Source organism: Variovorax sp. GW821-FHT09B01, from assembly GCF_059418345.1.
The window spans coordinates 598,812-619,989 of sequence record NZ_JBWKPQ010000001.1 but is presented as its reverse complement, the minus strand read 5'-3'; the positions used below and the strand labels follow the sequence as shown (position 1 = coordinate 619,989).

The window sequence follows — 21,178 nt, the reverse complement described above, 5'->3', positions numbered from 1 at the left end:
GCGCTTCGTCGATCAGAACGAGAAGTTGCCCGTCAGCGTCACCGAGCGGCCCGGTGCGATGTTCGCGTAGTGCGTCGAGTAGGCCGTGTTGTAGTAGATGCGGTCGGTCAGGTTCTGCACGTTGAGCTGCAGGTTGAAGCTCTTGTTCACGCGGTAGCCGGCCATCGCGTCGATGCGGGTGTAGCCCGGAATGCTGCGCTTGATCAGCGTGGCGCCGCCCGTGCCGGCCGCCCAGGCGAAGCCGCCGTAGACCTCGCTCTGGTAGAAGGCGCCCAGGCCGAAGGTCCAGTCGGAGGTGGGCTTGTAGGTCGCCCAGATGCTCGCGCTGTGCTTCGGCGTGTTCGGGAAGGGCTGGCCCGTGCCGGCGTTGGGTACGTAGACCGTGCGGCCGTTGGCGTCGGTGGTGCTGCTCTGGCCGAGGTTCTTGCCCTTGCTGTCGAGCAGGGTGTAGCCGCCGAAGACCGAGAGCTGGTGCGTGATGTTGCCCGAGAAGCCGAGCTCGAAGCCGCGCACCTGCTTGTCCCCGGCCAGCGACACGGTGCCGTCGGTCGGGTTGGTGATGCGCGCGTTGGTGGTCTCGATCTGGAAGATCGCGCCGGTCAGCGACAGCTTGCGCTCCAGCAGGTCCCACTTGGTGCCGAGCTCGATGCTGCGGTTCTTCTCGGGCTTCAGGTCGATCGCGGTGTTGGCCACGCCGCCCACGGTGCCGCTGAGGGCCTGGCTCTCCGAGCCCTGGCCCAGGCTGTTGCCGCCCGGCGTGGAGGAGGTTCCGATCGAGGCGTAGATGCTGCCGTTGCTGGCGGGCTTGTAGACCACGCCGAACTGGTAGTTCAGCAGCGTGTCGTTGCGCTCGAACTTCGTGCGGATGCCGCTGGTGAGCACCGGCAGCGCCATGCCGCCGGTGGCGGTGGTGCTGGGATAGGGGTTGGTCTGCTGCGTCTTGTAGCTGTCCAGGCGCAGGCCCGCGTTGACGATCCACTGCGGCGACAGCTCGATGCTGTCGAAGCCGTAGAGCGACGCGGTGTCGGTGCGGTAGCTGGTCGGGTTGCCGTTGGGCACGAAGGTGCCCAGCCACGGATCGCTGGACGTGGGGTAGTAAAGGCTCGTGCAGACGAAGCTCGAGCCCACGCCGGCGCCGCCCGGGCACTTCTGCTGCGCCGTGTAGGCGCGGTTGACCTGGGTGTAGCTGTCGTTGTCGGCGCGCTCGCGCGACAGCTCCAGGCCCGTGACGTAGCTGTGCTTGACGCTGCCGGTCTGTAGCTTGCCGCTGAGCTCGGTGGCGTTGGCGAAGGTGTCGATGTCGCGCATGCTGCCGTTGAAGCGGCGCCACACCAGGCCGCGCGCCACGTTGCCCTGGCTGTCGTCGGGCTGGGTCCAGATGTAGTCCATGCTGCTCTTGGTGAAGCGCGTGATGTTGCGCAGCTTCATCTCGGGCGAGATGTCGTGTTCGACCTGCAAGGTGACCGAGTCGGACTTGTCCTTGCGGAAGTCGCGGCCCTCGACGCCGTACCAGTTCTTGCGGTCGAAGCCGTAGGTCGGCTGGAGCTCGACCACGCCGAAGCGCGGGAAGCTCGCGGGCAGGTAGTAGGGAATGCCGCCGTCGGGCACGTCGTCGGTGCGCATGTGGAACAGCGACAGCGTCACGCGCGTGGGCGTGCCCAGGCCCCAGCTGATCGAGGGCGCGATGCCGAAGCGCTTGTTGCTCGGGCCGTTGCGGCCCGCGACGTCGGCGCCGAAGTCCATGAGGTTCAGGCGGAAGGCGCCGTTCTCGCCGAAGCTGCGGTTCCAGTCGATCGTCTCGCGGTGGTACTTGTCGCTGCCCAGTCCGACCGAGCCGAGGAAGAAGTTCTCCTGCTTCGGTGCCTTGGTGTAGAGGTTGATCGTGCCGCCGGCGCCGCCACGTCCGCCCGAGGTCGAGTCCGGTCCCTTGACCACTTCCACCGACTCGAGGTTGAAGACCTCGCGCGTGCTCGGCGCGATGTCGCGCAGGCCGTCGACGAAGGTGCTGGCCTGGCTGTCGTAGCCGCGCAGGAACGGCCGGTCGCCGACCGGGTTGCCGCCCTCCCCGGCGCCGAAGGTGATGCCGGGCGTGGTGCGCAGCGCTTCGGTCAGCGTCGTCGCGTTGATCTGCGTCATCACTTCCTGCGGAATGACGGTGACGGACTTGGGCGTGTCGAGCAGCGGCGCGGTCTGCTTCGAGGACGAGGACTGCTCCACCTTGTAGTCGGGCGCCGCATCGACCTGCACCTCCTTCAGCGCGCCCTGCGCATGCGCCGCGCCGACCGATCCGAGCGCGACCAGGGTGGCGGCGGTCCTGGTGGCGGCGTGCGCGTTGAGATAGCGCGAAGTCGAGTGCTTGCGGCTTCTGATGTAGGTCATGTTGTGAGTGATTTGTCGAGGTGAAAGCGCTGCCGGCGCGCGGCGCCGGCGGTCACGCGGCTGTGCACTGGAGGTGACATCGGCGTAACAAAGTATCCGCAAATGATAATGACTCGCACTATCGATTTACGGCATCTTTACCTTTGGTTTGCAGAACTTGTTGCCGTCTGACGACGCGATGAATTCGAATGAGAACTTATCTCATTACGAATAAAACACGTGCTGCGTGCGCCCGCTCATGCGTCGAATTGCGGTGATGCAGAGCGCCGAATGCCCTCGAGGACGTCGCATTTGTCGAGCGGGACATCGCTATTTCGCCAATGCGTTGAGCAACGGAAATAGAAATGGCAATGCCCCTGGCATTGGCGCGCCAATTCGAATGCATTGCGGACCGAGTCTCCATGGCGACATCGGCATGCGCGAACGGCAATCCGCGCATCGACGACCGCGCCCTAAGCCAGCGCCGAACGCAGCTCCCGCACCCCGCGCCCCAGCTTGCGCCGCAGCAGGCTGCGCACGGTCGCGGCATCGGCATAGCCGACCTCGCTCGCGATCTCCTCGAGGCCCTGGCCGATCGAGACCAGGTGCTGCGCATGCTCGACGCGCAGGTCCTGGAAGAAGGCCAGCGGCGACTTGCCGAGCACGGCCTCCATGCGCCGCTGCAAGGTGCGCGGGCTGACCGCGAGCGCGTCCGCGGCGTCGTGCAGCGAGAAGCCGCGCGCGAGGCGTTCGCGGGCCCAGCGCTCGAAGCGCTCGATCAGCGGATCGGCATGCGCGAGGTGGTCGGGAATGATGTACTGCGCCTGCGAGGGCCGCTTGTCGACCAGCATCAGGCGCGACACCAGCGCGGCGGTCTCGGGACTCGCCTGGCGCATCAGCCACAGCGCGAGGTCGAGATGCCCCATCGCCGCGCCCGCCGTGACCACGCGGCCCGAGGCGACCACCATGCGCGACTCGTCGAGCCGCACCCGCGGATAGCGCTCGCGGAACAGCGGCGCCAGCGGCCACATGGTGGTGGCCTCCTGGCCGTCGAGCAGGCCGGTCTCGGCCAGCAGGAAGCTCGCGATGCAGGCGCCGCCCACGCCGCTGCCCTGGGCATGCCAGCTGCGCAGCATGGCCATGGCATCGCGCACGTCGCGCCGGCCCAGCGCCTCGACCAGGCGCGCGGGCTGCTTGGTGTTGAGCGCGGGCACCAGCACCCAGTCGGGCTGGCGCATTTCGTCCGCGGGGTCCACCCCCATGGTCAGGCCATGCGCGGTGCGGATGCGCTGGCGCACGCCGACCACGCGCAGCTCGAAGGGCGGCCGCGCCGCGCCCTGCTCGGCCGCCACCTCGTTGGCCGCGGAGAACAGGTCGAGGAACACGCTCAGGCCGGTGTCGAACACGCCATCGAGCGCCAGGATCGCGAGCTTCATCATGGCGCGAATGATACCAATATTGTCATTTACGACCATGGCGCCATTGGGAAGGCCCGCCTACGCTAGGGACCATGACATCGCCCATCGACTCCCCCCTGGACCGTTCGGCCTGGACCGCGCTGGTCGGCCTGCAGGCCCACCTGGGCCACGGCAACGCCCTGGCCCGCCGCTACCACCCCGAGGTCGCGCCGTTCGCGGGGCTGGTCGAGGAAAGCCCGGCCGCCTTCGAGGCGCTGCGTGCGCTGCTGGGCCCGGACGATCGCGTCATGGTGCCCACGCTCGCGCCGGTCGCGGGCATCGACGGCCTGCAAGCCAGGCTGCTGGGCCAGGTCCTCCAGATGGTCGCGCTGCAGCCCGGCACGGGCCGCGCGGCGCAGCTGCAAGCCACGCCGTTGAACGCCTCCGACGTGCCCGATGCCCTGGCCCTCGTCGCCCGCACCCGGCCCCTTCGGCCCGCGCACGCTCGAGATGGGCGACTACCTCGGCGTCCGCGACCAGGGCCTGCTCGTGGCCATGGCCGGCGAGCGCATGCGCTTCGACGGCCACGCCGAGATCAGCGCGGTCTGTGTCGACGACGCCTGGCGCGGACGCGGCCTGGCCGCCGGCCTCGTGAACCTGCTGCGCGCGCGCATCGAGGCGCGCGGCGAGACCGCCTTCCTGCACGTGCTCAGCGACAACGCGAATGCGATCGCGCTCTACGAGCGGCTCGGCTTTCGCCATCGCCGCACCCTCTTCCTGCACCAGATCGCCCTGGCCACCGTTTGACTCACCCCGCGCTGCGGCGCACAAGGAAACACCATGAAGATCCAAGGTTCCGTCGTATTCGTGACGGGCGCCAACCGGGGCCTCGGCCTCGAATTCGCCCGCCAGGCGCTGGCGCTCGGCGCCGCCAAGGTCTATGCCGCCGCGCGCGAGCCCTCGCAGATCCCGCTGCTGGGCGTGCTGCCGATCCGGCTCGACGTGCGCGATCCCGCGCAGGTTGCCCAGGCCGCGGCCGATTGCCGCGACGTGACGCTGCTGATCAACAACGCGGGCATCGGCCGGCTCGGCGGCTTCGTCGGCGGTGACGCCGAGACCGACCCCGTGGCCGTCCTGCGCGAGCAGCTCGAGACCAACCTCTTCGGCATGCTGCACATGAGCCGCGCCTTCGCGGGCGTGCTGGGCCGCAACGGCGGCGGCGCGATGCTCAACCTGCTGTCGCTCTTCAGTTGGGCCAACACGCCGATGATCGGCGCCTACGGCGTGAGCAAGGCCGCGGCCTGGGCGCTGACCAACGGCCTGCGCCACGAGCTGCGCGCGCGGGGCACGCAGGTGGTGGGCTTCCATGCCGGCCCGATCGATACCGACATGGTGCGCGCGCTCGAGGTGCCCAAGGCCTCGCCCGAGGACGTGGTGCGCCAGTCGTACGCGGCCATCGAGGCCGGCCAGGAGGAGGTGCTGGTCGACGAGGGCACGCGCCAGGTCAAGGGCGCGCTGTCGCAGGGCATCTACCTGCGGGACGTCATGGCCGGGTGATTTCTGTGGGCAGGAGGACGCGTTGTCCGACGCGCGAAGCGCCGGCATGCGCCGGAAGATGGCTTCATGAAGATCGCCACCTTCAACGTCAACGGCATCCACAGCCGGCTCGACCGGCTGCTCGAATGGCTCGCCGAATCGAAGCCCGACGTGGCCTGCCTGCAGGAACTCAAGTCGCCCGACGCCAAGCTGCCGCTCGCGGCGATCCGGCGCGCGGGCTACGGCGTGGTCGCGCACGGCCAGCCCGCCTGGAACGGCGTGGCCATCCTCGCGCGCGGGCGCGAGCCGATCGAAACCGGGCGCGGCCTGCCGGGCATGGAGGACGACCCGCAGAGCCGCTACCTCGAGGCCGTGGTCGACGGCGTGCTGGTCGGCTGCCTCTACCTGCCCAACGGCAATCCGCAGCCCGGGCCGAAGTTCGACTACAAGCTCCAGTGGTTCGAGGCCTTCCACAAGCATGCGAAGAAGCTGTTCGCGAGCGGCCTGCCCGTGGTGCTCGCGGGCGACTACAACGTCGTGCCCACCGACGCCGACATCTACAACCCCGCCTCGTGGCGCGACGACGCGCTGCTGCAGCCCGAGAGCCGCGCCGCCTACGCGTGCCTGCTGAAGCAGGGCTGGACCGACGCGATTCGCGCGCGCCATCCCGAACGCGCGCCCTTCACCTTCTGGACCTACTGGCGCAACCGCTTCCCGCGCGACGCCGGCCTGCGCATCGACCACCTGCTGCTGAACGCCGAACTCGCGCCGCTGCTGCGCGATGCCGGCGTGGACCGCGACGTGCGCGGCCGCCCCGGCGCGAGCGACCACGCGCCGGCCTGGATCGAACTCGACCTGCCCGCGTCGTCACGCCAGTAACAAAACCGTCACCGGCCGGTGCGAGCATGCGCGGTTCTCACAAGGCGCCCCGTCTTTGCCGCACCGATGCGACTCCTCTTCCGATCGTGCGCGTCGTTCGCGCTGCCGGCGCGCCGCCCTCTGGATGCTCTGCGGGCTCGCGGCGCCGATGCTGGCCGCCGCTGAGCCGGCCGTGGCGCCGCCGCTCGCCGCCGCGCCCGATGCCATCGAGGCGCCGTCCTTCGAGTTCGACCTGCCCGCGCAGCCGCTCGCGCTGGCGCTCGACCGCTTCGCCGACCTCACGGGCCGCGCCGCGCTCTTCAGCAGCACGCTGGTGGCCGGGCGCACGTCCTCCGCCGTGCGCGGGCGCCTCGCGCCGCTGGCCGCGCTGCAGGCGCTGCTGCAGGGCACGGGTCTCGAGGCGGAGGAAGTCAGCGCGGGCCGCGTCGCCGCGCTGGTGCTCAAGCCCGCAGGCCCGCCGCCCTCGGCCCCTGTCGCCGCCGCCCCGCGCGCGGGCCAGGAGAACTACGACAGCCTGATCCAGGCGCGGGTCTGGGAGGCGCTGTGCGCCGCCCCGCTGACCGCGCAGGGCGGCTACCGCTCGCTGCTGCGCTTTCGCATCGATGCGGCCGGCCGCGTGCAGCGCGCGCAGCTGCTCGGCGGCAGCGGCGATGCGCGGCGCGACCTGCTGCTGGTCGAGGCGCTCGAGCGCGTGCGCATCGGCCGCGCGCCACCGCCGCAGATGCCGCAGCCGGTGACGATGCTGATCCTGCCCGAGCAGGGCGGAACCCCGGCCTGCACCGCCGGGAAGCACTGACGATGTCGGAAGAAGTCCGGCTGCTGCTGCTCGACTTCCTGTCGCAGCGCTATGGCGACCTCAAGCGCCGGCTGACGCGCGTGCTGGGCAACGACGACCTCGCGGGCGACGCGCTGCAGGACACCTGGCTGCGCCTGCGGCGGCTCGAGGACCAGGCGCCGATCGTGAATCCGCGCGCCTTCCTGATGCGCATGGCCGTGAACATCGCGATCAACGACCTGCGCAGCCAGAGCCGCGTGGTGCCGCGCAGCGAGGTCGACGCGCTGCTCGAGGTGCCCGACGCGGCGCCCGGCCCCGAGCAGATCGCCGAGTCGCGCTCCGAGATGGAGGCGCTGCAGAAGATCATCGCGCGCATGCCGCAGCGGCGCCGCGACGTGCTGCTGCTCGTGCGCTGGGAAGGCCTGCCGCAGAAGGAGGTGGCGCAGCGCCTGGGCATCTCGCTGCACACCGTCGAGCACGAACTCAAGCGCGCGCAGGATTTCTGCGCCGCCCAGATGGGAAAGAAAAAATAGTTGGCGGATTCGCGCCCCGCCAACTGTCTTGCACCAGTGACACCATGAAGACACCCTCCGCACCGATCGACGATCCCGCCGCAGCCGCCGAGGCGCTGCGCGAGGAGGCGCGCATCTGGTTGAGCCGGCTGGCGGGTGCCGAGCCCACGCAGATGGACGTGCAGGCCTTCCAGCGCTGGCAGCGCACCAGCCCCGCGCACGCGGCCGCCTTCGACGAGGCCAGGCGCCAGTGGGCCTCGATGCGGCTCGCGCTCGGCGGCCTGCTGCGTACCGATCCGAAGTTCGCCGCGCGCCACGAGCGGCTGCGCCATGGCGCCTCGGCCCAACCGGGCCGCCGGGCCTTTCTCGGCGCGGCCGCCGGCGCGGCGGTCGCGGCCGGCGTGGTGGCGGTCGTGCATCCGCCGCTGGGCCTGTGGCCCGCGGCCGGCGAATGGCGCGCCGACGAGCGCACCGCGACCGGCGAGCAGCGGGAGCTCCTGCTGGCGCGGCAGGTGCGCGTCACGCTGAATACGCAGACCAGCGTGCGCCGCCAGGCCGAAGGCCTCGAGCTGATCGCGGGCGAGGCCGCGATCGACCTGCCGGCCGAAGGCGGCGCCCCCTTCGTCGTGAGCGCGGGCGCGGGCCGCGCGCTGGCGGGCGGCGACGGACCGGGCCGCTTCGAGCTCAGCTACCTGCAGGGCAAGGCCTGCCTCAGCTGCCTCGAAGGCACGGTGCGCCTCGAGCATCCCGCGGGCACGCGGCAGCTGCAGGCGCGCCAGCAGCTGGTGTACGACGCGCAGGCCATCAGCGGCGTGCGCGCGATCGAGCCGGCCGACCTGTCGGCCTGGCGCCGCGGCGAGCTGGTGTTCCGGCAGACGCCGCTGGCGCGCGTGGTGGACGAGATCAACCGCTACCGGCCCGGCCGCGTGGTGCTGCTGGCGGCCTCGCGGCGCGACGACCCGGTCAGCGGGCGCTTCTCGATCGCGGTGCTCGACGAGGCGCTGCTGCAGATCCAGCACTCGTTCGACCTGCAGGCGCGTTCGTTGCCCGGTGGATTGCTGGTCTTGAGCTGAGCCGGCCGCGCAAGAAAAGAGCGCGCGAAAAAGAGAGAAGAAAAAAGTTGGCGGATTCCACCGCCCTCCCGTGTCTTGCAAGGACGGCCCGTCGCGATGCGAAGGGCGGCACCACACGACGACTTCACTCATTGGCGGGAATCTCACATGAACACGCGCGCGCGCATCGGCAGGCCACGACAGTCCCTGGAACCAGGGCGGGAGCATTTCAGTCTGGCGCCGATCGCGCGCGCCATCGCACTGGTGCTGGTGGCCGGCGGCGTGGTCGGCCCGGCCCAGGCACAGCGCGCCTTCAGCGGCGCCTGGTTCAATGCCAAGGGCACGGCGCAGAGCACGGCCGCGGCCACGGGCTACCTGCCGAACGGGCAGCCGGCCTCCAGCCTCACGAACCCGCAGGCGCTGCAGCAGCGCAACAACGCGCAGTGGCAGCGCTCGCTCAACAACCTGAACCTGGCCGCGCAGTCGATCGCGGCGCAGCAGGCCGCGCAGGCGGCGGCGCGGCAGGCGGCGCAGAACGACGACTCGGTGCCCGACGGCCTGGTCGACGGCGGCCTCAAGGTCGACAGCCAGAGCCTCAGCGCGGGCTGGCTCAACGCCAAGGCGCCGCAGCAGAGCCTGGCCGAGGGCCGCACGCAGGTGCGCATCGAGCAGACCGCGGAGAAGGCGATCCTCAACTGGGAGAGCTTCAACGTCGGGCGCAACACCACGGTGCAGTTCGACCAGCGCGCCGGCACCCTGCCCGACGGCAGCAACGGCTGGGTGGCGCTCAACCGCGTCAACGATCCCAGCGGCAGGCCGAGCCGCATCGCGGGACAGATCAAGGCAGACGGCTCGGTCTACATCGTCAACCGCAACGGCATCGTCTTCACCGGCAGCAGCCAGGTCGACACGCGCTCGCTGGTGGCCAGCGCGCTGCGCCTGACCGACCGGCAGTTCATGGCCGGCATCAACACCAACGAGCTGCTCAAGGATCCCTACGGCAGTCCCACCAACACGCCGGCGCCGCAGTTCGGCGAGTTCCCCGAGGTCGCGCCCTACACCATCGACACCACGGTCGAGAACTCGGCGCCCTGGTTCACGCCCTCGCACGTGCCCGGCAGCGTGAGCGTGCAGGCCGGCGCGCGGCTCACGGCGCAGAAGGGCGGCAAGCTCATGCTGTTCGCGCCCAAGGTCGCGAATGCCGGCACCCTCTCGGCGCCCGACGGCCAGGTGGTGATGGCGGCCGGCGAGAACGTGTGGCTGTCGAGCGTGCCCTCGAACGCCGGGCCCGACACCGTGCCCTACTACCTGAGCCCGGCGCGCGGCTTCGAGGTCGCGGCCTCCGCGGTGCCGGCCATCGCCTTCGGCTACTACGGCGCGATGTACGGCATCGGCCAGCTCTCGCCCTCCGATTCGCAGCAGCGCTGGGTCAAGGGCGTGCGCGACACCGTCATGCCCGCGATGGTGGCGCGCGCCGCCGAGGTCGGCTACCAGGTCGACAACAGCGGCCAGATCGACGCGCCGCGCGGCGACATCACGCTCACCGGCCGCACCATCGCGCAGAACGGCATCCTGCAGGCGAGCTCGGCGCTCAACAATCGCGAGGGCTCGATCCGGCTGCAAGGCTGGAGCCAGGGCCTGCTGAGCCGCGAGGGCGAGTTCGCGGTGCCGATGTTCTGGGACGCTGGCACGGTCACTTTCGGGCGCGGCAGCGTGACCGCCGTGATGCCCGACCTCACTGACAAGACCGAGCTCGAGCTCGGCGCGCTGGCCACGCGCTACCGGCCCGGGCGCATCGTCGTGGGCGGCGAGCGCATCGACGTCCAGCGCGACGCGCGCCTGGTCGCGCCCGCCGGCGAGATCCGGCTGCTGGCCACGGCCCAGCCCTCGGGCGTGGTGCCCGACAAGCCCGCCAACAACGACGCCAGCCTGCGCGACGGCAGCCGCATCTACATCGACGATGGCGCCTGGCTCAGCGTGGCCGGGCTGCAGGACATCCCGCTCTCGATGGCCAGCAACCTAGTCACGGCCGACCTGCGCATCAACGAGCTGCGCGATTCGCCGCTGTACCGCGATTCGTGGCTGCGCGGCCAGAAGGTGGTGGTCGACCGGCGCGTGCGCGGCGTGTTCGGCAATGGCCCGATGGCCGGCGTGCTGTGGATCGGCGAGAACGACCCGGGCGCCTGGGTCGGCACGCCGCTGGCCGATGTGTCGACGTGGGTCAACCTCAGCAAGACCACGGTCGGCGAACTCGCCACCCTGGGCGGCCACATCAACCTCAAGGCCGGCGGCTCGGTCATCACGCGCGCCGGCTCGATGCTCGACATCGCGGGCGGCTCCGTGAAGTACGGCGACGGCTGGATCGACACCACCAAGCTGCTGAGCGCCGACGGCCGTGTGGTCGACATCGGCCGCGCCACGCCCGACATGCAGTACGTCGGCATCGCCGGGCGCTTCAGCGACAGCCATGCGCGCTGGGGCGTCACCGACGACTGGCGCAGCGCGCTGATCGGCCGGCCGCGCTTCGAGCCCGGCTACACCGAGGGCCGCGATGCCGGCTCGATCCAGGTCTTCGCGGGCGAGGCCTACATCCTCGAAGGCGGCATCTGGGGCGGCACGGTCGCGGGCGAACGCGCCACCCAGCCGGTGACGCAAAGCCGCGGCGGCCGCCTGGTGCTGGGCAACGCCGACAACCCCGCGTTCTCGTTCTCGCCCGGCCAGCTGATCCTCGGCAACCGACCCGAACTGCTGCCGGCCGACTTCACGCTCGAGAGCCCGGTCGACAGCCGCTTCTTCACGGTCGACGGCGAGGGCCGCTACACCAAGACCAGCTGGCTCTCGACCGACACGCTCGAGGCCGCCGGCCTCGGCGCCATGACCTTCAACGTCGGCAAGGGCTTCCTGCTCGAGAAGGACGCCGTGCTCAGGCTCGAGCCCGGCGCCGCGCTCAACGTCGGCCTGGCGACCCTCGACACCAACGTGCCCGTGGCCATCGAGGGCACGGTCCGCGCGCCCGGCGGCTCGGTCAACCTGCCATCGGGGCAGGTCAAGCTCGGCGCGAGCGCGCGCATCGACGTCTCGGGTTCCTGGGTCAACACGGTCGCCGACGGACCCGACCGGCTGCAGCACGCGATCAAGGGCGGCTCGATCATCCTGGGCGCGCTGCAGGCCGAGACGGGCGCGGTGCTCGACGTGTCGGGCGGCGGCCAGGTCTCGGGCAGCGCAACGAAGCGCAGCGTCACGACCGGCAACGCCGGCGCGATCCAGCTGCTGACGCTGGGCAGCGCCGACACCCTCGATCGGCTCGACCTGCGCGCCTTCTCGGCCGGCTCGGGCGGCGCGCTGTCGATCAACGCGAACGGCTACGACGTGCAACTGGGTGGCAACAACGACGGCGGCGACGCGCTGCTGCACCTGCCCGCGGACCTCTACGCCTCGCGCGGTTTCCGTTCGCTGACCGTCGACAACGCCAAGGGCATCGTGGTGCCCGAGGGCGTGGCGGTCTCGCTGCGGCCGCAGGCCATCGATCTCGGCGGCGTCGATGCCACGCGCATCGCCTCGGGCGCGAACCTGGCCGAGCTGGGCCCGCTGCGCGCGCTGCCGCTCGAGCAGCGGCTCGCGCGCGCACCCGCCTCGCTGCTGCTGGCGGGCAACACGGTGGAGGTCGGCACGGGCGCGCGCATCGAGGTCGACACCGGCGGCTCGCTCCAGCTCGGCAACGACAGCGGCGCGATCGGCGTCGTGCCCGGCAGCATCGTCGTGCGCGGCACGCTCGAGGCGCCGGCCGGCCGCATCGGCCTCTACAGCGCCGGCGAGCTCCGGCTCGCGGACGGCGCGAGCCTGCTGGCGCGCGGCGTGCCGGCGATCCATCGCGACGGGCCCGTCGGCCGCAGCGGCAGCGTGCTCGACGGCGGCCGCGTGCTGCTGCGCGGCGACGTGCAGCTCGACGCGGGCAGCCTGATCGACGTGTCGGGCAGCGCGGGCGAGATCGACGTGCCGCGCCAGGGCTTCGCGCGCGATCGCGGTGTCGCGACGCTCGCGCTGGCCAGCGATGGCGGCAGCATCGAGATCGAGGGCCATGCCCAGGTGCTGGGCACCCTGCGCGCCCGCGCGGGCGGTGCCGGCGCGCGCGGCGGCAGCCTGAAGCTCACCAGCGCCGGCGGCGCGGAATCGCCGGCCGACCAGCTCAAATGGATCATGCTGCAGTTCGCGGGCGGCGAAGGCGTCGCCAAGTGGGCGGACGCGATCGGCGTCGACTACAGCAGCTACTTCTCGACGGCCGCCGGCCCCTTCGTGTTCACGCGCGAGATGGTCGAGCTGTTCGAGGCCCTGCCCGATGCGGCCGACTTCCGGGTCGTGAACAAGGTGCCGGCCGCCGGCGGCGGCCCCGCCCTGCCCGATGCCACGGCCTTCTTCGCCGACGGCTACCTCGAGGAGATCCTCAACTTCGGCCCCGGCTTCGACCTGCGCGGCGTGTTCACGGGCGCGGCCAGCGCCAAGCCGCCCTCGGTGCTGCTGGCTTCGGCCGTCAACGAGGGCGGCTTCGACCAGTTCGCGATCCAGACGCCGAAGACGGTGCGCCTCGACGGCGTGCACCTCCAGCTCGGCCGATCGATCACCATCGGCGGCACGCTCGCGAACGCGGGCCGCGCCGATGCCAGCCTGCGGGCGCCGCGCATCGTGCTGTCGACGCCCTCGGTGACACCCGGCAACGCGGCCGCCGAGCGCGCCGGCAGCCTGAACCTCGATGCCACGCTGATCGACATCGACGGCGGCGCCGCGATCCGCGGCTTCGCCGACACGGTGCTGACGGCGCGCGACCTGCGCATCGCCGACAACGTCGAGGCGCCCGGTGCCGTGCTCGACGTCGAGGGCCGTCTGCTGATGCAGGCGGCGCAGGTCTATCCGGCCACCGGCGCCAAGGCCACGATCCGCGCCACCGATGCGATCCGCATCGAGCGCAACGGCGAGGCCGAAACGCCGCTGTCGGCCGCCGGCAGCCTGACGCTCGAAGCGCCGCGCATCGCGCAGAACGGCGTGCTGCGCGCGCCCTTCGGCCAGATCGTGCTGAAGGCGGGCGAAAGCGTGACGCTGGGCGCGGGCAGCATCACCTCGGTGTCGGGCGACGGCCTGGTGCTGCCCTACGGCGCGCTGCGCAACAACGAGTTCTGGACCGACCCGACCCGGCCCCAGACCGAGGCCGCGGTCGACCTAAACGCACCGCCCGAGAAGCGCATCACGCTCGATGCACCGAGCGTGGAACTGGCGGCGGGCTCGGTGGTCGACGTGGCCGGCGGCGGCGACCTGCATGCGCGCGAGTTCGTGCCCGGCACCGGCGGCTCGCACGACCTGCTCGCCATGCCCGGCGTGTTCGCGATCCTGCCCGCGAGCCGGGCCGCCATGGCGCCGGGCGCCGCGGTGGGCGAACGCATCTGGCTCGCGGGCGGCCAGGGCCTGGAGGCCGGCTGGTATGCCGTGCTGCCCGCGAGCTATGCGGCGCTGCCGGGTGCCTTCGCGGTCATGCCCGGCGGCGGCGTGGCCTCGGCCAGCGCGACCCGCACCGTGGCCGTGGCCGACGGCTCGATGGTGGTCTCGGGCTACCGGGGCGATGGGCTGACCGGCGCGCGCGAGGTCGGCTACACCGCCTGGCGCGTGCTGCCGGGCCAGGCGCTGCGCGGCTACAGCGAATACAACGAGGCGCTGGCCAGCGAGTTCTTCTCGTCCGATGCCTTCCGGCTCACGCAGTACCGCCGCACCGGCACCGACATCGCGATCCCGCGGCTGCCGGTGGATGCCGGCTCGCTGGTGCTGCGCGCCACCGACTCGCTCAAGCTCGACGGCCGCCTCGACATGAAGGCGGCGGCCGGCGGGCGCGGCGGCATGCTGGACATCGCGGCGCAGAAGATCGCCGTGGTGGGCGCGGGCCAGGACGGCGGCGCGCTGCGCGCCCAGGGCTACCTGGTGATCGACGCGGCCTCGCTGTCGAACACCGGCGCGGCCAGCCTGCTGATCGGCGGCGTGCGCACCGGCGACCCGCTGGGCATGCGCGTCGAGGTCACGGCCAGCGACATCGTGGTGCGCAACGACGGGCAGTCGGCGCTGTCGGGCCCCGAACTGATCCTCGCGGCGAGCGGCCAGGTCACGGTCGAGTCGGACAGCGTGCTCACGGCGCGCGGCGGCACGGCCAGCACCGGCAGCCTGGTGATCGCGCCGCAGGCCAAGGCGATCTACACCGACCCCGACGGCTGGCTCGACGACAACTACGACGGCGTGATCGACGCCAAGGACGCGCTCGACGACGTGCTGACCGCGAAGGCGCGCGACTGGGGCGCGCTGATCCGGCTGTCGAACGCGGGCGACGCGCGCGTGCTGCGCGAGGGCGTGGACCTGAGCGAAGGCGGCCGCGCGCTGATCCAGGAAGGCGCGGTGCTGCAGGGCGGCGCCTCGCTGACCATCGACGCCACGCGCGGCACCACCCTCGCCTCGTCGGCGCAGGTCTCGGGCAGCGGCATCACCCTGAGCGGCGGCCGCGTGGGCTTCGGCGGCGGCAGCGAGGGGCTGGTGTTCGACCAGCGCGCGCTGGCCCAGCTCGCGAATGCCGAGCGGCTGCGGCTGCGCAGCTACACCAGCATGGATTTCCATGGCGACATCGACTTCGGCCGCGCCGGCCTCGGCAACGTGACGCTCGACGCGGCCACGCTGGCGGGCTACGGCAACGCGAGCGTGGTGCTGCGCGCCCAGGGCCTGACCCTGGAGAACAGCGTGGCGGCGGTGGCCGATGCCGCCGCGCTGCCGGTGGGCACCGGCACGCTGGCGATCCGCGCCGACGAGCTGGTGCTGGGCACGGGCGACAAGTCGGTGCAGGGCTTCGGCCAGCTGGAACTGGCCGCCACGCGGCGCATCCTCGGCGAAGGCAGCGGCTCGCTCGATGCCGGCGCGGCCGACATCCGGCTCGCCACGCCGCTGCTGACGGCGCGCGCTGCGGCGACGCAGGCCCTGCGCACCACCGGCCTGCTGGCGCTCGCGGGCGGCCAAGGCGCCGCGACCGAGGCCGACCCGGCCGATGGCCAGGGCGCGCGCCTCACGCTGGCCGGCGGCCGCGTCGACCTGGCGTCGCAGGTGCTCGCGCGCGGCGGCTCGGTCAACGTGACCGCGGCCAGCGGCGACCTGCGGTTGCGCGAAGGCGCGGCGATCGACGTCTCGGGCTTCGAGAAGCGCTTCTTCGACGTCACCCAGTACGGCGACGCGGGCTCGATCGCCCTCACCGCGATCGGCGGCTCGGTGCGGCTCGACGCCGGCGCCGCGCTGCGCCTGGCGGGCGCCCCGGCCGGCGGCGCGGCCGGCACCCTCGCGCTCACCGTGACCGGCAACGGCGCCGTGGTGCTCGACGGCCTGCTCGATGCCCATGCCGCGAGCGGGCAACGCGCCGGCTCGATCTCGTACGACAGCGCCTCGCTGCCCGACTTCGCGGGCCTGAGCGCGCGGCTCAACGACGCCGGCTTCCAGGCCTCGCGCTCGTTCCGCGTGCGCAGCGGCGACGTGCTGCTCGACGGCACCACGCGGGCCGAGGACTTCCTGCTGGTGGCCGACCAGGGCCACGTCACGCTAGCCGGCATGCTCGACACGCGCTCGGCCTATGGCGGGCGCATCCGCGTGGTGGCCGGCGACGGCATCACGATGAACGCGAACGCCGCCCTGCTTGCCGGCGCCACCGGCCCGCTGGGCTATGGCTCGGTCACGCTCGACGCGGCCGATGGCGCGCTCGACCTGCGCGGCGGCCGTATCGACGTGGGCGGCGGCCAGGGCGGCCGCGTGCGCCTGCGCGCCGGCCAGACGGCGGCGCACGACGACCTGCGGGTGACGGCACTGAATGCCGACATCGTCGGCGCGCAGTCGGCCGTGCTCGAGGGCGTGGCGCGCTACGACGTGGCCGACTACGACGGCCTGAGCGTCGACTCGGTGAAGGCCGACGCCATCGCGCATGCGCGCACTTTCGAGGGCAAGGCGCAGGCCATCGCGGCGCGGCTCGGCGCCAGCGGCATCGCCGTGATGCCCGGCATCGAGATCGGCAGCGCGGGCGATCTGGCGCTGCAGTCGGACTGGAACCTGGCGCAGGATTTCGCCACCGCGCGCGAAGGCTCGCTGACCCTGCGCGCCGGCGGCAATCTGCTGCTCAACGGATCGATCAGCGACGGTTTCTCCGATGCGACCACCGCCGGCAGCCTGCAGACCGGCCGCTCGTGGAACCTCGCGCTGGTGGCCGGCGCCGACCGCGGCTCGGCCGATGCGCTGGCGCTGGTGCCGCTGGCCGCGCAGGCGGCCGGCCAGGGCACGATCACGCTCGGCGCGGCCGACGCCGGCAAGCTGGTGCGCACCGGCACCGGCGAGATCGAGCTGCGCGCCGGGCGCGACCTGGTGCTGGCCGACAAGGTGTCGGCCATCTACACGGCCGGGCGCCGCGACACCACCACCTACGACGACTTCACTGCACCGGCCGACGCGGCCTACGGCATCGACGGCGGCAGCATGCGGCTGGTGGCCCAGGGCTCGGTGCATGCCAAGCCCACCGACCAGAGCTTCGTCGAATGGCTGCGGCGCCAGGGCCAGGGCAACTGGCGCACCGGCCTGTTCTCCGACTGGTCCGACGAATGGGGCACGCGCTTCACCGGCATGCAGCCGAGCTGGTGGATCGACCCGGGCCAGTTCCAGGGCCTGGGCGCGCTCGGCGGCGGCAACCTGGCGCTGGAGGCCGGCGGCGACCTCGACAACGTGGTGGCGGTGCTGCCGACCAATGCCCGCCTGCGCGGCGCGCTGGCACCGGGCCAGGCGGCCACGCTCGAGATGCGCAACGGCGGCCTGTTCGACATCAAGGCGGGCGGCACGATCCGCGCCGGCCACTACTACGTCGGCCGCGGCGCCGGCAGCATCACGGCCGGCGAGATGGCGGTCGGCCGCACCGTCACCGCCACCGACGCCAATGGCGTCCACACCTGGGACATCGCGCCGATCCTCGCGCTCGGCGACGCCACGCTCGACGTGCGCACCCAGGGCAACCTGCGCCTGGAGACCGTGGTCGACCCGCTGCTGCTGCAGGCACCGCTGGTGTTCGATCCCTGCTGCGGTCCGGTCGATCCGGGCGCCTACATGAGCGGCCACACCAACCGCACGGCGCTGCGGCTGGTCTCGCTCGGCGGCGACCTCACGCTGGTCGACACCACCTATGCCGAGAGCCGCCAGATTCCCTACATGCCGATCTTCCGCGACCCCGACGGCTCGCCCTATGCCGAGAGCGCGATCGGCCAGGGCGGCAACCGCTACCCGGCCGCGACGCAGGTCGTGGCCATGAGCGGCTCGGTGATCGTGCAGGGGCCGGTCTACACCATGACCGCGCCGATGGCCGTGACGCCGGAGTTCGGCTATATCGCGGCGCGCGCACCGGGCGCGCCGGCACCGCAGGCCGACTTCCAGCTGCTGGCGGCGCAGGACCTGGTGTTCCGCTCCGAGGGCACGGGGTCGCTGGTCAGCGTGCCGCGCATCGTGCTCTCGCGCGCAGCGCCCGAACTCATCCCCTCGCCGCTGATGCCGCGCGGCCGCGAGGAGGAGTCGGGCTCGGGCATCGGCCTGGACGGCGTGCTGCAGAACACCTTCGGCTCGTCCTACTCGCGCCAGCTCGGGCTCAACAATCCCGAGAAGATGCCGCTCGACGGCGACCACTCGCCGAGCCGCATCTATGCGCTCGGCGGCTCCATCCTCGGCGCCACAGTGGCGACCAACGAGGAGAGCTGGATCCGCGCCGGCCACGACATCCGCCAGGTCTCGTACAACCTGCGCAACCTGCATGGCAGCGACGTCTCGATCGTCTCGGCCGGCAACGACGTCATCGGCAGCGCGACCGACGTGGTCGGCAGCAGCCCCGGCATCGTGATCGAGGGGCCCGGCGCGCTGCTGGTGAGCGCGGGGCGCGACATCTTCGCGCCCGGTGCGCGCGACGGCAACACCTTCCCGCTGACCATCCAGTCGGTCGGCAACCAGAGCTATGCCTTCAACGCGAGCGAGCCGCGCACCCAGACCTTCGTCAAGGGCCTGCCCGAGCGCGGCGCCTCGATCACGCTGATGGCCGGCCTGCAGGGCAAGGAGCCCGACTACGCCGCCTTCGCGCAGGCCTACCTCGACCCCGCGCGCGCGGCCAGCATGCCGGCCTACCTGACACAGACGCTCGACGGGCGCACGCTGCCGCTGTACCTCACCGACGACGTGCGCCTGCTCGACGGCGGCGGCAAGAAGTTCGAGCGGCGCGGCCTGGTCTCGTTCGTGCAGGAGGCCGTGGGCGAGACGCTGGCCCCGCTCGATGCCTGGGCCCGCTTCCAGACCCTGCCCGCGCCCGCGCGCGAACGCTTCCTGCGCGAGGTCTACATGCAGGAGCTGCGCAATGCCGGGCGCGACCAGCTGCTGCCCGGCGTCGACGACCTGCCGCTCAACGGCGGCTACAACCGCGGCTACGGCGCCATCGCGACGCTGTTCCCCGGCAACGGCTGGAAGGGCGACGTGCAGATGGCCGACGGCAGCGTGCGCACCCTGCAGGGCGGCGGCATCGAGGTGCTGGCGCCCGGCGGCGGCCTGCAGGTGGCGGCGCTGGGCCAGGCGCCGGCCGACGGCCGCGGCCTGGTCACCTTGGGCGACGGCGACATCCACGTGTTCACCGCGCGCGACGTGCTGCTCAACCGCTCGCGCATGCTGACCTTCGCGGGCGGCGACGAGATCATCTGGTCGACGCTCGGCGACATCGATGCGGGCCGCGGCGCGAAGACCACGCGCTCGTTCCGCCAGCCGGTGATCGAGACCGATGCAGACGGCATCACGCGCGCGCTCGAAAAGGCCGACATCACGGGCTCGGGCATCGGCACCGTCGAGGGCTTCGAGAACGTGGTGCCGGGCGACGTCGACCTGGTCGCGCCGAAGGGCACGGTCAACGCGGGCGATGCGGGCATCCGCGTCAGCGGCAACCTCAACATCGCCGCGCTGCATGTGCTCAACGCCGCCAACATCGAGGTCAAGGGCGAATCGAAGGGCCTGCCGGTGGTGACGGCCGTCAACGTCGGCGCGCTCACCAACGCGAGCGCCGCGGCCTCGCAGGCCGCCAACGCCGCGCAGGAGACGGTGCAGCGCGAGCGCGCCGCGAGCCGCCAGGCCCTGCCCTCGGTGTTCACGGTGCGCGTGCTGGGCTTCGGCAACGAACCGGCCGAAGGCCGCGAGCCGCCGCCCGAAGCCCGGCCCGGCGTGGTGCGCTACGAGCCGAACCACCGCGTGCAGGTGATCGGGCATGGCGCCGAACTCAAGCCCGACCTGCTGGCACGGCTGACCGAAGAAGAGCGGCGCCGCCTGCAACAGCGCGACTGACGCGTCCGTCACGCGCAGCGAGCGCGCCCTGTCCCGGCGGGACGGGGCGCGACCTCGCCGTTCCCGCCCTCAGGAAAGCAGACCCGTCATGGACATGAGCATCCACGTTCACCTGGCCACGCCCGAGGCCGGCGCCGAGCCCGGCCGCGCGCTGCGCGACTGCCTGGTGGCGAACTACCAGCGGCTGCATCGCCGGCTGCAGCGGCACCTGGGCTGCGCCGACCGCGCCAGCGACTGCCTGCACGATGCCTGGCTGCGGCTCGGCGACATGGCGGCGATGCCGGCGGTGCAGGCGCCCGAGGCCTATGTCTATCGCGTCGCCTGCAACGTGGCGCTGGACCGGCTGCGCGGCGAGCACGCGTCGCTGCGGGTCCACGAGCCCGAGCTCACGGTCGAGGCCTTCGCCGATCCCTCGCCGGGCCCCGAGGCCGTGGCCGAGGCGCGCTCCGAGCTGCGGGCGCTCGAGCGCGCGATGCAGCGGCTGCCGCGCCGCCATCGCGCGGTGCTCGAGGCGCTGCGTATCGAGGAGATGACGCGCCAGGAAGTGGCGCGGCGCTATCAGCTCTCGCTGCGCAATGTAGACACGGCGTTGCGGTTGGCGCTGCGGCATTGCGCGCCGTGCGCGGCCGCCGATTGATGCCGCCTCAGCGCAGCGGCCGCCGCGCGGTGCTCGGGCCCGCGAGCACTTGCTGCCCGCTGTGCTGCGCGCAGTAGCTCAGCGCCTGCTGCAGGGCGGTGTCGACGCTGCGCAGCGACAGGCCATAGCGGCTCGCGACCTCGTGCCGCGTCATCTCCTCGATGCGCAGCGCCTCGAGCACCGCGCGATGGCGGCGCGGCAGGCGTTGCATCGCGCGGTCCACGGCCTGCAGCCTCGAGCGCGACTCGCTGATCAGCTCGGGCCCCGGCGCCGGGTCGATCAGCTGGTCGAGCTCGATCTCGCCGCCCTGCCGCGCGTGGCGGTTGGCGCGCAGCTGGTCGACGGCCGCATTGCAGGCCATGCGGAACACATAGGCCTCGGGCGCCTGCACCGCCTGCGCCACGCCGAGGTCGCCCAGGCGCAGCCAGGTGTCGTGCAGGCAGTCGGCCGCGAGGTCGCCGCAGCCGAGGCGGCGCGCGAGGCGCTGGCGCAGGCGCTCGTAGTTCGCGACCAGGAAGTCGCGCAGCGCCGGGCCCTGGGGCATGCCCTCGGGCCGCTGCAGCGCGTGCTGGATGCTCATGTCCATCGCGGTTCGATCCTTGACCTGGGTTCGGGGCCGCGGTGCGCGGCGAAGC

The 21,178-nt window shown here is 72.2% G+C and carries 12 protein-coding genes; 8 read left to right on the top strand and 4 right to left on the bottom strand.

Annotation, left to right across the window (positions count from 1 at the left end; genetic code table 11):
* Window positions 1-12 precede the first annotated feature (12 nt).
* The 3 genes from AC07RV_RS02605 to AC07RV_RS02595 form a co-directional block, all read right to left on the bottom strand.
* Window positions 13-2,379: a TonB-dependent receptor gene (locus AC07RV_RS02605; RefSeq protein ID WP_296782168.1), complete on the bottom strand. Its 2,367-nt coding sequence runs from the start codon at window positions 2,377-2,379 to the stop codon at window positions 13-15.
* Window positions 2,380-2,831: 452 nt separating this feature from the next.
* The gene (locus AC07RV_RS02600) at window positions 2,832-3,794 is read right to left on the bottom strand and encodes a GlxA family transcriptional regulator (RefSeq protein ID WP_296782514.1); all 963 of its coding nucleotides are present in this window, start codon (window positions 3,792-3,794) and stop codon (window positions 2,832-2,834) included.
* 65 nt (window positions 3,795-3,859) lie between these two features.
* A complete protein-coding gene (locus AC07RV_RS02595; protein ID WP_366929010.1) occupies window positions 3,860-4,180 on the bottom strand; it encodes a hypothetical protein in 321 nt (106 codons plus the stop codon).
* Between the two features lie 31 nt (window positions 4,181-4,211).
* On the opposite strand from AC07RV_RS02595, the gene AC07RV_RS02590 reads away from it, so the two are divergent.
* From AC07RV_RS02590 to AC07RV_RS02555, 8 genes are all read left to right on the top strand, one after another.
* A complete protein-coding gene (locus AC07RV_RS02590) occupies window positions 4,212-4,562 on the top strand; it encodes a GNAT family N-acetyltransferase (RefSeq protein WP_366929009.1) in 351 nt (116 codons plus the stop codon).
* 33 nt (window positions 4,563-4,595) lie between these two features.
* The gene (locus AC07RV_RS02585; protein ID WP_296782166.1) at window positions 4,596-5,312 is read left to right on the top strand and encodes an SDR family oxidoreductase; all 717 of its coding nucleotides are present in this window, start codon (window positions 4,596-4,598) and stop codon (window positions 5,310-5,312) included.
* A gap of 66 nt (window positions 5,313-5,378) precedes the next feature.
* Window positions 5,379-6,170: an exodeoxyribonuclease III gene (locus tag AC07RV_RS02580; protein WP_296782165.1), complete on the top strand. Its 792-nt coding sequence runs from the start codon at window positions 5,379-5,381 to the stop codon at window positions 6,168-6,170.
* A gap of 148 nt (window positions 6,171-6,318) precedes the next feature.
* Window positions 6,319-6,966, top strand: coding sequence for a TonB C-terminal domain-containing protein (locus AC07RV_RS02575; RefSeq protein ID WP_296782164.1), 648 nt, complete (start codon window positions 6,319-6,321; stop codon window positions 6,964-6,966).
* Between the two features lie 2 nt (window positions 6,967-6,968).
* Window positions 6,969-7,478 (top strand): RNA polymerase sigma factor, encoded by a 510-nt coding sequence (locus AC07RV_RS02570; protein ID WP_093349976.1) that lies wholly within the window; start codon window positions 6,969-6,971, stop codon window positions 7,476-7,478.
* 44 nt (window positions 7,479-7,522) lie between these two features.
* Entirely contained in the window at window positions 7,523-8,530 is a 1,008-nt protein-coding gene (locus AC07RV_RS02565) for a FecR family protein (RefSeq protein WP_296782162.1), read from the top strand.
* A 147-nt stretch (window positions 8,531-8,677) separates the two neighbouring features.
* The gene (locus AC07RV_RS02560) at window positions 8,678-19,906 is read left to right on the top strand and encodes a filamentous hemagglutinin family protein (protein ID WP_296782160.1); all 11,229 of its coding nucleotides are present in this window, start codon (window positions 8,678-8,680) and stop codon (window positions 19,904-19,906) included.
* 94 nt (window positions 19,907-20,000) lie between these two features.
* A complete protein-coding gene (locus tag AC07RV_RS02555; RefSeq protein ID WP_296782158.1) occupies window positions 20,001-20,543 on the top strand; it encodes an RNA polymerase sigma factor in 543 nt (180 codons plus the stop codon).
* A gap of 7 nt (window positions 20,544-20,550) precedes the next feature.
* Here the strand turns inward: AC07RV_RS02555 and AC07RV_RS02550 are convergent, their stop codons facing one another.
* The gene (locus AC07RV_RS02550; protein WP_444814402.1) at window positions 20,551-21,129 is read right to left on the bottom strand and encodes an RNA polymerase sigma factor; all 579 of its coding nucleotides are present in this window, start codon (window positions 21,127-21,129) and stop codon (window positions 20,551-20,553) included.
* Between the last annotated feature and the right edge of the window lie 49 nt (window positions 21,130-21,178).

Coding starts and splice junctions, on each gene's coding strand:
- AC07RV_RS02605 (WP_296782168.1), bottom strand. CDS start 2,379: ATGACCTACATCAGAAGCCGCAAGCACTCGACTTCGCGCTATCTCAAC.
- AC07RV_RS02600 (WP_296782514.1), bottom strand. CDS start 3,794: ATGAAGCTCGCGATCCTGGCGCTCGATGGCGTGTTCGACACCGGCCTG.
- AC07RV_RS02590 (WP_366929009.1), top strand. CDS start 4,212: ATGCCCTGGCCCTCGTCGCCCGCACCCGGCCCCTTCGGCCCGCGCACG.
- AC07RV_RS02585 (WP_296782166.1), top strand. CDS start 4,596: ATGAAGATCCAAGGTTCCGTCGTATTCGTGACGGGCGCCAACCGGGGC.
- AC07RV_RS02580 (WP_296782165.1), top strand. CDS start 5,379: ATGAAGATCGCCACCTTCAACGTCAACGGCATCCACAGCCGGCTCGAC.
- AC07RV_RS02575 (WP_296782164.1), top strand. CDS start 6,319: ATGCTGGCCGCCGCTGAGCCGGCCGTGGCGCCGCCGCTCGCCGCCGCG.
- AC07RV_RS02570 (WP_093349976.1), top strand. CDS start 6,969: ATGTCGGAAGAAGTCCGGCTGCTGCTGCTCGACTTCCTGTCGCAGCGC.
- AC07RV_RS02565 (WP_296782162.1), top strand. CDS start 7,523: ATGAAGACACCCTCCGCACCGATCGACGATCCCGCCGCAGCCGCCGAG.
- AC07RV_RS02560 (WP_296782160.1), top strand. CDS start 8,678: ATGAACACGCGCGCGCGCATCGGCAGGCCACGACAGTCCCTGGAACCA.
- AC07RV_RS02555 (WP_296782158.1), top strand. CDS start 20,001: ATGAGCATCCACGTTCACCTGGCCACGCCCGAGGCCGGCGCCGAGCCC.
- AC07RV_RS02550 (WP_444814402.1), bottom strand. CDS start 21,129: ATGGACATGAGCATCCAGCACGCGCTGCAGCGGCCCGAGGGCATGCCC.